This is a genomic window from Pyramidobacter porci (assembly GCF_009695745.1).
In the GTDB taxonomy this organism is placed as follows: Bacteria; Synergistota; Synergistia; order Synergistales; family Dethiosulfovibrionaceae; genus Pyramidobacter; species Pyramidobacter porci.
Genome location: NZ_VUNH01000005.1, coordinates 19,898 through 34,057 on the forward strand (window position 1 = coordinate 19,898; position 14,160 = coordinate 34,057).

Consider the following 14,160-nt stretch of genomic DNA (forward strand, 5'->3'; position numbering starts at 1 on the left):
GGCTTTTCCGGCGTTTTCTCCTAGTTCCCATCAGGAATCAGCGTTGCGTTGAGATTGGGGTTTCGAACTCCTCCAACGCTTTGCCACAGAGGTTATTTCAATAAAAATCCCTAGTGCACGCGGCTGCCCAGCGGGATGTCCTCCACGGGGGCGAGCAGCGAGAGCTTTTCCTCGGGCGTGTGGGGCGCGCCGGAGCCGGCGGCGAGGAGCATGCCGTTGCTCATGACGCCGCACATCTTGGCGGGTTTGAGGTTGGCCACGACGACGATGCGGCGGCCTTCCAGATCCTCGGGCTTGTAAAAATCCTTGATACTCGACACGATCACGCGCTTTTCGTAGCCGAGGTCGAGGTCGAGCTTGTAGAGCGAACGCGACTTGGGGACAGGCTCCACGTGGACGATCTGCGCGACGCGCAGCTCCACCTTGGCGAAGTCGTCGATGGAAATTTCCGGCTCGTGTTCGCCGGGGTCGGCGGCAAGGCCTTTTTTGGCGTTCGCGCGCGCTTCGGCCTGCTTCTTCCACTCGTCGAGGTCGATGCGGGGATAGAGCACGCCTTCGCCGCGGCGGACGGTCGGGCGCGCTTCGCCCATGCCGCCCCAGCGGTAGTCGCCGAAGCGCTGGTCTTTCACGTCGCCGCTCAGGCCGAGCTGCGCCCAGATCTTGACGGCGGTCTTGGGCATCACGGGGGCCAGCATCAGCGCGGCGAGCTTGAGTTCTTCGGCCAGCGTGGCCAGCACGGTGTCGAGACGGTCGGCCAGCGATTCGTCCTTGCCGAGTTTCCACGGCATGGTCTCGTCGATGTACTTGTTGGCGCGCCCGATCATGCTCCACAGAGCCTTGAGGGCGTCGTCGAACTGATAGTTGTCCATGAAGGCGCGGTACTCGGCGAAGGCCTCCAAAGCCTGATCGCGCACTTCCGCGTCGAGGGGTTCGAGCGCCGCGGGCGCGGGCACTGTGCCGCCGCGGTACTTCTCGATCATGGTGACGGTGCGGCTGAGCAGGTTGCCGAGGTCGTTGGCCAGATCGGAGTTGATGCGCTGCACAAGCGCGAGTTCGGAGAAATCGCCGTCGAGGCCGAAAGTGACCTGGCGCAGCAGGAAGTAGCGGAACACGTCGGACCCGTAGAGAGCGACCATCTCGTGCGGATCGACGACGTTGCCCTTGGACTTGGACATCTTCTCGCCGTCGCGGGTCCACCAGCCGTGCGAGTACACGCAGGCGGGCGGCGTCAGGCCGAGAGCGAGCAGCATGATCGGCCAGACGATGCAGTGGAAGCGGATGATGTCCTTGCCGACGAGGTGGTTGACGACGGGCCAGAACTTTTTCATCTTCGCCTCGTCGCTGCCGTAGCCGCAGGCAGTGAGATAGTTGATGAGGGCGTCGAACCAGACGTAGATGGTGTGCTCTTCGTCGCCGGGAACGGGGATGCCCCACGGCACGCTGGTGCGCGAGATGGACTGGTCTTTCATGCCCATGCGCAGAAAGCTGACCACCTCGTTGTAGCGGACTCTCGGCTTGATGGCGTCGGGATGTTCTTCATAGAACTTGAGCAGCCGGTCGGCGTAGGCCGAGGTGCGCAGGAAATAACTTTCCTCCTCCATCTCCTTGAGCGGGCGGTGGCAGTCGGGGCAGGTGTGGTTCTCGCCCTGGCTGGCTTCGGGCACGTAGGTCTCGCAGGGCACGCAGTACCAGCCCTTGTACGTTCCCTTGTAGATGTCGCCCTGATCGAGCAGTTTTTTGAAGATCTGCTGTACGACTTTGACGTGGCGCGCTTCGGTGGTGCGGATGAAGTCGTCGTTGCTGGCGTCGATGAGCGGCAGCAGATCGCGGAAATTCTGCGCCAGCTCGTCGGTGAGCTGCTGCGGCGTCATGCCCTTTTGGGCGGCGCTTTCGCTGACTTTCTGGCCGTGTTCGTCGGTGCCGGTCAAAAAGAACACGTCGCAGCCGTCCATGCGCTTGTAGCGCGCCATGGCGTCGGCGGCGATGGTCGTGTAGGCGTGCCCGATGTGGGGCACGTCGTTGACATAATAAATCGGCGTGGTGATGTAGAAATTCTTTTCAGCCATTGTTCATGCCTCCATTGCCTGTAAAAAATGCGGCCGTCGGGGCCGCTTCATCCCGCGACAAAAAACATTCCGCCGCGATTCCGTACGCGGCGGAATGTTTTATTATTGTAACAGATTTTCAGCTATGCGGCTCAAGAAGCCACGATTTGATTTTGTTCTTCGGCATGCCGAACCGCGATGCAAGCTCTTCGGCGATCCGCTTCACGGGGGCCCCTTCGGCGCGCAACCGCAGCGCCTCTTCCCGCCAGGCGCCGTCGGACGGCGGCGTTTCGGCGGCGCCTTCGACGACGAGGACCAGCTCACCCTTCACGCCATCGGATACCGAAGCGATGATCTCGGAGAGCGCGCCGCGGCGCGCTTCCTGATAGACTTTGCTGATCTCGCGCACCAGCGCGGCGCGGCGGTCGCCGAGCACGGCGAGGAAGTCTTCGAGCTGCTTCGCGGCCTTGTGCGGCGAGAGGTAAAAGACCATCGTGTAGGGATGGCCTTTCAGTTTTTCCAGCGCCGCGACGCGCTCGCCCTTTTGGTCGGAAAGGAAGCCGACGAACGAAAAAGGATGCGGCTCCAGCCCCGACAGCAGCACGGCCGGCACGAAGGCCGTCGCGCCGGGCAGAACGTCGACGGACAGCCCCGCTTCGACGGCGGCTTTCAAAACGACGTAGCCTGGGTCGGACATGCCGGGCGTGCCGGCGTCGCTGATCACGGCGATCTTTTCGCCGTTGGCGAGGCGCGCCAGCAGTTCGTCCACGCGGGACTGTTCGTTGAACTTCTGATAGCTCATCAGCGGGCGCTTGATGCCGTAATGGTTCAGCAGCAGGCCGCTGCGGCGCGTGTCCTCGCAGGCGATCAGGTCGGCGGACTTGAGCTCTTCCAGCGCGCGCAGCGTGATGTCGCCCATGTTGCCGATGGGCGTCGGGATCAGGATCAGCGGCATCGTTCCAGCTTCCTTTCTCTGTCGTAAAACAAAAGCCACCGCGGAGACACAGAGAAAAACATCGAACTTAAAAAGAACGCATGGGACAAACGTCACATTTTTCAGGTTTTTCTTCGTGTCTCCGTGTCTTGGCGGTAGCCTTCGTTTTTCTCCGCTCCGCCGCGGTGGATTTTGTTTTACGGCAGCGGCGGCGCGGGCGCGTAAAAGCGCCTCAGCTCGGGGGTGTAGTCGCCCTTTTCGTCGTAAATGAACAGCGGCGGCGGCACGGTCACGGCCGCCCCTCCGCTGCGCCGCGCCTCGACGAGGAACACGGAGGCGTTTTTGCCCGGCGCGGGATGGACCATCAGCAGTTCGCGCGGTTCGAGGCGGCGCGCCCGCAGCAGCGCCAGCGTTTCGGCCAGGCGCAGCGCGCGCATGACCATGAAGAGGCGGCCGCCGTTTTTCAGCAGGAAGCGCGCCGCGTCGCACACGTCGGTCAGCAAGCACATCTCGCCCTGGCGGGCCAGCCGGTTCGTTTTCGCCTCGGCGCGGCGGCCGAAGCCGGGGTCTTCATAGGGCGGATTGACGACGACCGCGTCGAAGCTCTGGTGATCGTAGAGGCGGCGGTGCTCGCGCAGGTCGCCCGTCTCGAAGCGGGCGTTCGCCGTCAGTCCGTTGCGCGCGGCGTTTTCCCGCGCCAGTTCGATCAGCCGGGACTGAACGTCCAGCCCTTCGAAACGGCTTTGCGGGAAACGTTTTGCCAAGATCAGCGAAACGCCGCCGTGGGCGCAGCCCAGTTCGAGCACGCGCTCGCCGGCGCGCGGCCGGGCGAAGCCGGCCAGCAGCACCGTGTCCATGTTGACGCGCGGCCCTACGTCGGGCTGACGCATATGCAGAAATCCGTAGAGAATCGCCTCGCCGTCCGCAGGCGGGGCGATCTCTTTTTTAACGCGGTCTAGTCCCATTGGTCTACCTTGACGGAAACGATCTGCGACAGCCCGGGTTCGGACATGGTGACGCCGTACATCACTTCGGCGTGTTCCATGGTCTGGCGGCGGTGGGTCATGGCGATCACCTGCAGGTTCTTCGAGTAATCGGCCACCATCTGTGCGAAGCGCGTCAGATTGGCCTCGTCGAGCGCCGCGTCCACTTCGTCGAGCACGGCCAGCGGCACTTTGGCCACTTCCATAGAGGCGAACAGCAGCGACAGCGCCGTCAGCGACTGTTCGCCGCCGGAAAGCTGGGCGAGGAACAGCGGCTTCTTTCCGGGCGGACGGGCGACGATCTCCACGCCGGCTTCCCAAAGGTCCATTTCTTCCTGCGCTTTCAGATGGGCTTCGCCGCCGCCGAAAAGGCGCTGGAACAGTTCGTCGAAGCGGCGGTCGATCTTCACGAGCGCGCCGTTGAACATCGTTCCCGCCTGTTTGTCGGTGCCGGCGATCAGGCCGCGCAGTTCGTCCATGCCCTGCTGCACGTCCTTGAGCTGGCCGCCGAGGAAGTCGAGGCGTTCGGCCAGCGACTGCTCTTCCGACAGCGCGCCCATGTTCACGTCGCCGAGTTCCTTGAGCGAGCGCTCCACGTAGCGGCAGCTGTTCTCGAGCTTGTCGACGCTCTCGTCGCCGGGGACGAAATCCGCCGGATAGGGATATTTCTCCTCGTTGTCGGCGATCAGGCTGTCAAGGCGCTCGCGGGACTTTTCGATCTCATTGCGGGCCATCAGCTCGTCGCGGGTGAGCGCGTCGAACGCGGTCTGGGCGCGTTGGCTGCGCAGCAGCTGGCGCTCCATGCGCCGCGCCGCGTCAGCGTTGTGCTTGTCCAGCTCGGCGATCTGATCTTGCACGGCTCGTTTTTCGGCCTCGCGCCCGGCCTTTTCCTTCAAGATCGTTTCCTGCCGCCCGGCCAGTTCGGCCAGCTTTTGCACGATGCGCCGCGACTCCTCGGAGTTGGCGCTGAGCGCGCGGCGCAGGTCGCTCACGGCGCGCACGCTCTTTTCCAGTTCGCCCTTTTTGGCCGTCAGGCGTTCGCCGGTCAGCAGCCCCTGCGTGCGCAGCTCGGCAAGGCGGGCGCTTTCGGCGTCGTCGCCGGCGGACAGCGGCAGGGCGTCGATCCCGGCGCGGGCCTGGGCGGCGCTTTCGCGCATCTTTTTCGCCTCGGCGCGGCAGTGGTCGATGCGCTCCGCCGAATTGCTGTCTTCCTGAAGCAGAGCGTTCAGTTCCTCGGTCTGCTCGCGCAGGGCGCGGCGCAGCGCTTCGGTCCGCGATTTCTGTTCGGAAGCGGCGGCGCGCTGTTTTTCCAGCGCTTCTCCGGCTTTCGCCTCGGCGCGCTCGGCCGCTTCGAGGGCGTTGGCGATCTCCGACTGCGCTTTTTTGTCGGCGGCGATCCGTTTTTCCGTCTCGTCGATCATGTTGCGCAGCGTGATCGCTCCCGCGGAACGGGCGTTCTTGCCGCCGCTGACGGTGCCGGAAGGCGAAAAAACTTCGCCGTCGAGCGTGACGATCGGGTAACGCGCCGTCGCCGCCAGACGCGCGCCGGTGTCGTAATCCTTGACGACCAGCAGGTCGCCGAGCAGGTGCTCCATGGCTGGCAGCCAGCGTTTGTCCGGAGCGACCAGATCGATGGCCCAGCCCAGCACGCCGCTTCCCGCGGGCGCTTTCCCCGGCCGGGGACTGCGGCAGCGCTCCAAAGGCAAAAATGTCGCGCGCCCGCCGCTGCGTTCTTTGAGCAGATCGATGCCGACGCGGGCCTGCGCCATCGTGTCGACGAGCAGCCAGTACTGGCGGCCGCCCAGATAGGCTTCGAGGCAGGGAGCCAGCGAGCCGTCGCAGGAAAAGCCTTCGACGGCGGGGATCGTCTCGATCTTCAGACGCCCGAGCTTGACGGCGGAGAGCACCATCTGCACGGGGCGCGGATAAAGCCCCGCTTCGGCGCGCTGCAAAAGGCTGTCGAGTTCGGCCTCGCCCTTGGCGATGGAGCGGCGCACGCTCTGGGCGCGGATCGCCATCTCCTGGCTCTGGGCCGCCGCCTCGCCGCGTTTTTTCTCCAGCTGTTCGAGCGCGTCTTCGAGCGCTTCCAGCGCCTCGTCGGACTCGGTCATTTTCGAGACCATTCCGTCGCGTTTGGCGCGCAGGTCGTCGAGCACGGCGGAGCGCTCGCGGCTTTGCAGGCCCAGCGTTTCGGCGCGGGCTTCCATCTGCCGCGCTTCTTCCAGCAGGCCGGCTTCGCGTTCCAGCAGTTCCCGACGTTTGCGGCGCGTCTCTTCCAGCGCGGCGTCGCGGCTTGCCAAGCGGTCTTCCAAATCGTGGATCTGCACGTCCAGCGACGACGACTCCTGCGTCAGCCGGCCGGCCTGGACAGCCAGCTCGCTGCGCAGAATTTCTTCTTTTTTCAGCTGTTCTTCAAGACGGTCGCGCTCTTCGCTGGCGCGGCGCGCCGCGAATTCGCTCTCGCTCTTTTCCGCGTTGAGCGCCATCTCGCGGCGCAGCGCGTCGTCGAGGCGCGGCGTCAGTTCCTCCAATTCGTCGTTCAGCTCGCCGCGGCGACGCGCGTATTCGCTGCCCCGGGCGCGCAGGCGTTCGAGGGCGTTTTTCCACAACGACGCCCAGCGTTCCGCCGACTCGAGCTGCGAGGCGGCCTCTTCATGCTTCCGTCCGAGCGTTTCTAGCCGCGTTTCTTCGTTGCAGCGCCGATAATGATACAGAACGCGGCGCAGGTCTTCGAGGCGTTCCTGATAGTCTTTGGCCTTGCGCGCGCTTTGAAGATCCGGCGCGATCTCCTCGCGGCGCGCCCGCAGCTCGCCCATCAGTGTGTGCAGGCGCAGCAGCTCGTCGCCGGACTGTTTCAGCTCGTCGAGGGCGGCGTCGCGTTTTTTGCGGTACAGGTCGATGCCGAAGAGTTCTTCCAGCTGCAGGCGGCGCTGGAACGGCTTCTGCAGGACGGCCGCGCCCACTTCGCCCTGACCGATGAAGGCCGAACGGTCGCCCTCGAGACGCCACTGCTGTTTGAACTGCGTCAGATCCTGGATGCGCATGCGGGCGCCGTTGACGTAAACCGTCCCGCCCGCGGCGTCAAGATGGCGGCGCAGACTGCCGCGGGCGCCGCCGTCGTTGAGATCGAGCGTCACGTCGGTCTCGGACGCCTCGGAAAGGCCGGCCGATCCCTGAAAGATCAGGTCGCTCTGGCGGGTGATGCGCAGACGGGCCGCACCGCTCTCGCCGAGAACCCAGCGCAGCCCGTCCAGAATGTTGCTCTTGCCGCTGCCGTTCGGGCCCACGATGGCCGTGAAGCCCGGCGCGAAAGGAAGCTCGTGCGTGCCGCCAAAACTTTTGAAATTTTTAAGGGTCAGTCGTTCGATAAACAACGCTGGTATCTCCTCTGCTGCGCATCAGTTCGAGGCGCGATTCAATGCTGTTCAGCGAGCCCTGCAGGTCGAGGCGGAATTTTTCCAGCGGCATGTCCAGCCGCCCGCGCAAAAAAATTTTCCGGCCGAACGTCTCTTCCCACAGACTCAGGTAGACCTGCGCCGCGTAAGCCGCCACCGATTCGTTGACGTCCACGAGCACGGCCTCGGCGCGTCCGGAAAGGAAGACCTTGCGGATGAAGCGCTTCAGCATCAGCGCCAGCGAATCCTCCTTCAGCACCCGCGAACCGGAGCCGCACAGCGGGCAAGGACGCGTCAGCACCGATCTCAGATCGGCCCGTGCGCGCTTGCGCGTCATCTCCACCAGGCCAAGCTGAGAGATCCCGTAGACGCGCACGCGGCAGCGATCCGCCGCGAAGACCTCGTCAAGTTTCGCCAGCAGCGCCTTTTTGTCCTCTTCCGGCTCCATGTCGATAAAATCGACGACGACGATGCCGCCGATGGAGCGCAGCTTCAGCTGCCAAGCGATCTCTTCGGCCGCTTCGAGGTTAGTGGCCAGCACCGTCTCGCGCAAATTATGCCCGCCGGTGTACTTGCCCGTGTTCACGTCGATCACCGTCAGCGCTTCCGTCTGATCGACGACGAGATAAGCGCCGGACTTGAGCCAGACCTTGTTGTCCAGCAGCGCGTCGATTTCCTTTTCGACGTCGTAATATTCGAACAGCGGGATGTTGCTGCGGTGGAATCCCAGCGCCGGCGTTTTCTCCGCGGCGCTGTAACGTTCCAGATAATCGCCGACGCGGTCGTATTCCTCCTGATTGTCGACGACGATCTGCGACACTTCGGAGCTCAGCTCGTCGCGCAGCACGCGCCCGACCAGTCCCATGTCCTTGTAGAGCAGACAGGGAGCCGTTTGCTTGGCGGCGCTGTCCTCGATGTCGCGCCAGAGCTTTTTCAGCCGCTCGAAATCGTCGGCCAGCGCGTCGGCGTCTACGCCTTCCGAGGCCGTGCGCAAAATCACGCCGTAACCGGCCGTGTCCAAGGCGCGGATTGCCTCCTTGAGACGGCCTCGCTCCTCTTCCTTGACGATGCGTTTGGACACCCCCACGTCGCGGCCGCCGGGCACGAGCACAAGATAGCGCCCGGGCAGCGAAATGCGCGCAGTCACGCGGGCGCCCTTGTTCTTGCGCGCCGTCTTGACGACCTGCACCAGCACTTCGCCGTTCTGCTGCACCTTCACGCCGCGCGCGTCGTTCAGATAAAGAAAACCGTTCCGTCCGTCGCCGAGGCCGACGAACGCCGCGTTCATGCCGGGCAGAACGCTTTCCACGCGCGCTTTGTATATTTCCCCGCTCTTCTGGCATTCCCACATCCGTTCGACGAAGAGCTCGCTCAGGCGGCCGTTTTCCACGATCGCCACGCGGGCTTCTTCAGGGTCGATGGTGTTCGCCAGGATGAGTATATCCGGCTGGTTCATTTCCACGCCTCCGAAAATACAGGATTTTATCGAAAACCGCCTGGAGCGAAAGCCGCCGCGGCGCGAAAAAAGCGCATGAAAATTTGCGCCCGCGTCCGGCCGGATTTTCCGCGCGTCATGTTCCACGTGGAACGTTACGCCTCAAAACGAGCCGCCGAGACCGTTCATGCTATGTGCTTTTTGTTTCATGCCGTCGCCGGCGCTCCGTTTTTCGCCGCGGGAATTTTTTCAGGAAGCGGAGGTCTTCGTTTCCGGCGGTTCACAGCAACGGCGCGATCTCGCCCTTGTCGGCGCGCCAGCGCCCCAGACAGAGCCGGGCGATGCAGATCTCCGGCCAGCCGGAGATCGCTTCGCGGGCGACCAGCGCCTTGACGAGCGCGCCGGGACCGGTCTGCGACGGATCGTGCATGACCAGTTCGAGTCCGTCGCCGCATTCGTGCAGCTCCAGCAGAATCTCCCCGCCGAACTCCTCCGACAGGACGCGCTTCACCGCCGGCAGCTTGTCCATATCGCGCGGACAGAGCCAGTAAGAAGCGGCGTCAAAACACTTGTTCAGCGACATGGCGTCGGGCGCAATGCGGACAGCCCTGAGAAAACGGAACCCCGTCGGCGCCTGGGCGTTCATTTTCTCCAGCGCTTCCTCGGGCGAGACGTTCTCTTCGAACCAGATCTCCGCCGCTTCGCACAGCGAAATCACGCCCACCGGCAGCGCCGGCCCCATGACGATGTGCGGATGCGGCGACATGCCCTGCGTCAGGGCGACTTTCAGCCCGGCGCGGCGGGCGATGCGGCCGAAAAGCTGCGGCAGTTCCACGTGGCGCACGAAGCAGGCAAAATTCCGCTTCTCGAAAATCACGCGGAGGCGGCTCATGCGTTCGCCTCGCTCCACTCGCAGCCGCGCCGCTCCCAGCCGCAGGCGTTGCAGCCGAAAGAGCGGCAGTCGCGGGTGACCTTCGCTTCCCGCGCGCGGCGATATTCGCGCAGCAAAAACGATTTGGACACGCCGGTGTCGATATGGTCCCACGGGAACGCCTCGTCTTCGGCGCGCTCTCGCTGGGCGTACCACGCCGGATCGATGCCGGCGCGGGCAAACGCTTCCATCCAGCGCTCGAGACTGAACGTCTCGCTCCAGCTGTCGAAGCGCTCGCCCAGCCGCCACGCTTCGAGGATCGCGCGGCCGACGCGGCGGTCGCCGCGCGCCAGCACGCCCTCGATGAAGGACTGCTCCGACTCGTGGTATTTAAAGCTGATCGCGCGCGATTTGACCTGCTTCTTCATAAAAGCGCCCTTGCGCGCCAGCTCCTCGCGCGTGTTCTGCGCCGCCCACTGGAACGGCGTGTGCCCCTTCGGCACAAAACCGGCCACGGACACGTTGATCGCCGCGCGTTTGCTGTGGCGGCGGCCGATCGAAGCGGCGCGTTCGGCCAGATCGACGATGCCCCGCAGGTCGTCGTCGGTTTCCGTGGGCAGCCCCATCATGAAGTAGAGCTTGATCTTCTGCCAGCCGTGCTCGAACGCCGCGTTCAGCGCCGCGTCGAGATCGGCTTCGGTCACGCCCTTGTTGATTACGTCGCGCATGCGCTGCGACCCGGCCTCGGGCGCCAGCGTCAGACCGCCCTTTTTCATCACTTCCAGCCCCGCCGCCAGGCCGACGGAAAAATTGTCCACGCGCAGGCTCGGCAGACTGACTTTGATCCCGTCGTCGTGAAGGTTCGACAGCGATTGGAGCAGCGTTCCGATCTGCGGATAATCGCAGCTGGCCAGCGAGACCAAGCTGCACTCTTCCCAGCCCGTCTGACGGATCAGCGCGCGGATGCACTTGTCGACGACTTCCGGACTGCGCTCGCGGATGGGCCGGTAGATCATGCCCGCCTGACAGAAACGGCAGCCGCGCGAACAGCCGCGGAACAGCTCCACCGCCACGCGGTCGTGGATGATGCCCGAAGCGGGGACGATCATGCCCTCCGGCGCGATTGCGTCCATGTCGCGGCAGATCAGGCGCTTTCGCGGCAGCGGGAACTTCGATGCAAAATGCGCGCCCGACTCGTCGTAAGTACACGACGTCAGCGCGGGCACATATGTGCCGTCAAGCTCGGCCGCGGCGCGCAGCCGCTCGATCCGCGCCCGTCCTTTCGTCTTTTTCAGCAGATCGAACAGCGGCGGGTTGACGACCTCGCCGTCGCCGAGGCAGAAAATATCGATAAAATCGGCCACAGGTTCCGGCACCAGCGCCGCCGGTCCGCCGGCCATGACGATCGGATCAGCGTCCGCCCGGCGTGACGCCAGCAGAGGCACGCCGCCCAGATCGAGCATGGTGAGGATGTTCGTAAAGCTCATCTCGTGCTGAAGCGTAAAGCCCAGCCCGTCGAAATCTTTCAGCGCCCGCCCCGATTCGATCGACCCAAGAAGCAGCCGCGCTTCGCGCAGCGACTGCTCCATGTCGATCCACGGACAGTACGCGCGTTCCGCGTCGACGCCGTCCATGTTTTTCGTACAGGGATAGAGCAGCTGAAAGCCGAGATAGCTCATGCCCACCTCGTACACGTCGGGGAAACAAAAGCACACGCGAAAATCGGCGTTTTCCTTCGGCTTCGTGCGCCCCCATTCGGAGCAGGCGTACCGCGACGGCCATTTCGCCCCGGCGATCAATGGCCAGCGCGGATCGTCAAATTCTTCAAATCGCAAAATCAATCATCCTTAATCGAGTAAAGAAGCTCACGGCGCGGCGGCAAAAAAGAATCTCCGCGCTCTGAATCGCAAGTTCATAAGCGCGTCAGGAACGACGCACCGAATACGGCGTCCGCGAATCCGGCACCGCGTTTTCGCGGCGGCTGATCTCGTTTTGTGCGCCCAGCTTCACCGTCACGCCGATCGCCAGTACCGTCGCCAGCAGCGAACTGCCGCCGTAGCTCATCAGCGGCAGAGGCAGCCCCGTCACGGGAAGCAGCCCCATGCTCATGCCGATCGCTTCGAAACTGTGAAACCACAGTGACGCCGACAACGACGCCACAAGGATCTTGACCGTCACGCTGCGCGCCCTCAGGGCAACGCGGATCATGCGCCAGAGAATAAACGACAGCAGCGCCAGCACAAAAAGCCCGCCCACCAGACCGAATTCCTCGGCAAAAACGCTGAAGATGAAATCGGTATGCGGCTCCGGCAAAAAGCGCAGTTTGCTCTGCGCCCCCTGCATGAACCCCTTGCCGAAGAAACGCCCCGACCCCACGGCGATGCGCGACTGGATCACGTTGTATCCGGCGCCGAGAGGATCCAGCTCCGGATTGATGAACACGAGAATCCGCTTCTTCTGATACTCCTTCAGAAACATCCAGCCCAACGGCAGCAGCGCCGCCGCGCCACCCACCAACGAGAGCAGATAGCGCTTCGGCGCGCCCGCCACCAACAGCGCCACAAAGATCATGACGCCGTAGACCAGCGCGCTGCCGAGATCGGGCTGCACGAGTACCAGCAGCGCGGAAACGCCTCCGAGCGCCAGCGCCCCGGCAAAATTTTTCAGGTTGTACGGCGGAAAAAGCGTCAGATGATGCGCCATCACAAAGGCCAATCCCAATTTGACAAATTCCGCCGGTTGGATTTTGAAGAATCCCAAGTTGATCCACGACTGAGCGCCCTTGGCCCGATGTCCCATCACGAACAGCAGCAGCAACAGCAGACAGCAGCAGCCGTAGAGCCAATAGGAAGCGTCGAGAAAAAACTCGTAATCCAGCCGCAGCATCACGGCCAGCATCACGGCCGCCACGGCGCCCCAGATCAGCTGACGCCCGGCATAAAATCTGCCCAGGCCTGCCGGTCCGCCGGCAGCGCTGTAAATCGTCGCCACGCCGGTCAGATACATGAGTCCGACGGCGATCAGCAGCGGATAATCCAGCGCACCCAGCGTATCCCGCCAGGAACCATGGTCGTTCATCACGCGTTGTTTTTCTCGGCCACCCTGCCTATGGCCGTAGAGGCCCGCTTCATGCCCTTCACGGGCACGGAAACTTCGAGCGCCACCATGTTCTCGTCATCGTTCAGGTCGATATCGATTCCTGTGTTGTCAACGTCCATGTATTTGCTGATGACTTTAAGAATGTCCTCGCGGATCGCCGCCATGATCTCGGGAGAGATATCCTTGCGGTCGTGCATGAGCACAATCTGCAGACGTTTTTTGGCGTTGTCCTTGGATTTCGTCCGTTTGAAGATCCGGTTCAGAAAATCAGTCATAGATGCCATCGCGATCACCTACTTACGGCCAAAGAAATGGCGAAGGCTGGCAAGGAAGCCTTTGTCCATGTTCTCCACGTCGAGGAAGGGGACTTCCTCGCCCAGCAGACGGCGTGCAATGTTGGTAAAAGCCGTCGCCGCCGGAGAGTTGGGCGAAAGCGTCAGAGGCTCGCCGTTGTTGGACGAACGCAGCACCAGGTCGTCCTCGGGCACCACGCCGACCAACGGGACGGAAAGGATGTCGAGCACGTCGCTGACCCCGAGCATGTCGCCTTTGCGCATCATCTTCGGCACCAGACGGTTGATGATCAAATGGATTCGCTCTTTGCCCTGGGCCTCGAGCATGCCGATGATGCGATCGGCGTCGCGCACGGGAGCCACGTCGGGCGTGGTCACCACCAGGGCTTCGGAGGCGCCGGCGGAAGCGTTTTTGAATCCCGATTCGATGCCGGCAGGGCAGTCGAAAAGGACGAATTCAAAGTCCTTCTTCAGCTCGTCGCTGAGGGCTTTCATCTGCTCTTCACTGACGCAGTCCTTCTGACGGGTCTGAGCCGTGGGCAGCAGGTAAAGTCCATCGACGCGCTTGTCGCGGATCAGAGCCTTTTTCAGCTCGCAGCTGCCCTCGACGACGTCGACCAGCGTATAGACGATGCGGTTTTCCAATCCGAGGATGATGTCGAGGTTACGAAGTCCCGTATCGCCGTCGACGACCACGACTTTTTTGCCCAGCTTGGCCAAAGCCATGGAGATGTTGGCCGTCGTCGTCGTCTTGCCGACGCCGCCCTTTCCTGAGGTCACTACGATCACGCGTCCCGCCATGGGGGATCTCCTCCTTTGAGTTCTTTCCGTCAATGCCGTTTTCTTCCCTGTCTCCGATGCAGACCGTGACGCTCCGAAGACGTCGGGCTGTTCCGTTTTCTTTTCAGCCGGCGCCGCCTGGACAGCGTCGAACTGCCTTGTCCCCTTCGCAGACCGCACCGCCGCTTTGGGAACGTCAGGCTGATGTGCTGCCGCTACGTTTTCTTCAGCGACGGAAACAACGGACTGTCCCGTCTCGTTTGCGAGCCGTGCCGTTTCGGAAAGTTCTGACTGCTTTTCGTTCTCCGCAGCCCGCGCCACGGCT

10 protein-coding genes are annotated in these 14,160 nt (G+C 63.1%); all 10 read right to left on the minus strand.

Features of this window, described 5'->3' with window-relative positions; genetic code table 11:
• Window positions 1–110: 110 nt before the first annotated feature.
• The 10 genes from metG to minD all read right to left on the minus strand — a co-directional run bounded on the left by metG (window position 111) and on the right by minD (window position 13,856).
• Window positions 111–2,066: a methionine--tRNA ligase gene (gene metG, locus FYJ74_RS05540; protein WP_154528593.1), complete on the minus strand. Its 1,956-nt coding sequence runs from the start codon at window positions 2,064–2,066 to the stop codon at window positions 111–113.
• A gap of 118 nt (window positions 2,067–2,184) precedes the next feature.
• Window positions 2,185–3,000 carry a 16S rRNA (cytidine(1402)-2'-O)-methyltransferase gene (gene rsmI / locus FYJ74_RS05545; protein WP_154528594.1) on the minus strand — a complete coding sequence of 272 codons (816 nt, stop codon included), beginning with the start codon at window positions 2,998–3,000 and terminating at the stop codon, window positions 2,185–2,187.
• Window positions 3,001–3,176: 176 nt separating this feature from the next.
• Window positions 3,177–3,944 carry a tRNA1(Val) (adenine(37)-N6)-methyltransferase gene (locus FYJ74_RS05550; RefSeq protein WP_154528595.1) on the minus strand — a complete coding sequence of 256 codons (768 nt, stop codon included), beginning with the start codon at window positions 3,942–3,944 and terminating at the stop codon, window positions 3,177–3,179.
• Window positions 3,935–7,336, minus strand: coding sequence for a chromosome segregation protein SMC (gene smc / locus FYJ74_RS05555; protein ID WP_154528596.1), 3,402 nt, complete (start codon window positions 7,334–7,336; stop codon window positions 3,935–3,937). The genes FYJ74_RS05550 and smc overlap by 10 nt, the downstream gene beginning before the upstream one ends.
• Window positions 7,311–8,813: an Rne/Rng family ribonuclease gene (locus tag FYJ74_RS05560; protein ID WP_154528597.1), complete on the minus strand. Its 1,503-nt coding sequence runs from the start codon at window positions 8,811–8,813 to the stop codon at window positions 7,311–7,313. Before FYJ74_RS05560 ends, smc begins: the two co-directional genes overlap by 26 nt.
• 259 nt (window positions 8,814–9,072) lie before the next feature.
• The gene (locus FYJ74_RS05565; RefSeq protein WP_154528598.1) at window positions 9,073–9,684 is read right to left on the minus strand and encodes a TIGR03936 family radical SAM-associated protein; all 612 of its coding nucleotides are present in this window, start codon (window positions 9,682–9,684) and stop codon (window positions 9,073–9,075) included.
• Complete coding sequence (locus FYJ74_RS05570; RefSeq protein WP_154528599.1) at window positions 9,681–11,498, minus strand: TIGR03960 family B12-binding radical SAM protein; 1,818 nt, start codon at window positions 11,496–11,498, stop codon at window positions 9,681–9,683. The genes FYJ74_RS05565 and FYJ74_RS05570 overlap by 4 nt, the downstream gene beginning before the upstream one ends.
• A gap of 88 nt (window positions 11,499–11,586) precedes the next feature.
• Window positions 11,587–12,741 (minus strand): rod shape-determining protein RodA, encoded by a 1,155-nt coding sequence (gene rodA, locus FYJ74_RS05575; protein ID WP_154528722.1) that lies wholly within the window; start codon window positions 12,739–12,741, stop codon window positions 11,587–11,589.
• On the minus strand, window positions 12,741–13,037 hold the full coding sequence (gene minE, locus FYJ74_RS05580; RefSeq protein ID WP_154528600.1) for a cell division topological specificity factor MinE: 297 nt from the start codon (window positions 13,035–13,037) through the stop codon (window positions 12,741–12,743). Before minE ends, rodA begins: the two co-directional genes overlap by 1 nt.
• A gap of 18 nt (window positions 13,038–13,055) precedes the next feature.
• The gene (gene minD / locus FYJ74_RS05585; RefSeq protein WP_154528601.1) at window positions 13,056–13,856 is read right to left on the minus strand and encodes a septum site-determining protein MinD; all 801 of its coding nucleotides are present in this window, start codon (window positions 13,854–13,856) and stop codon (window positions 13,056–13,058) included.
• Between the last annotated feature and the right edge of the window lie 304 nt (window positions 13,857–14,160).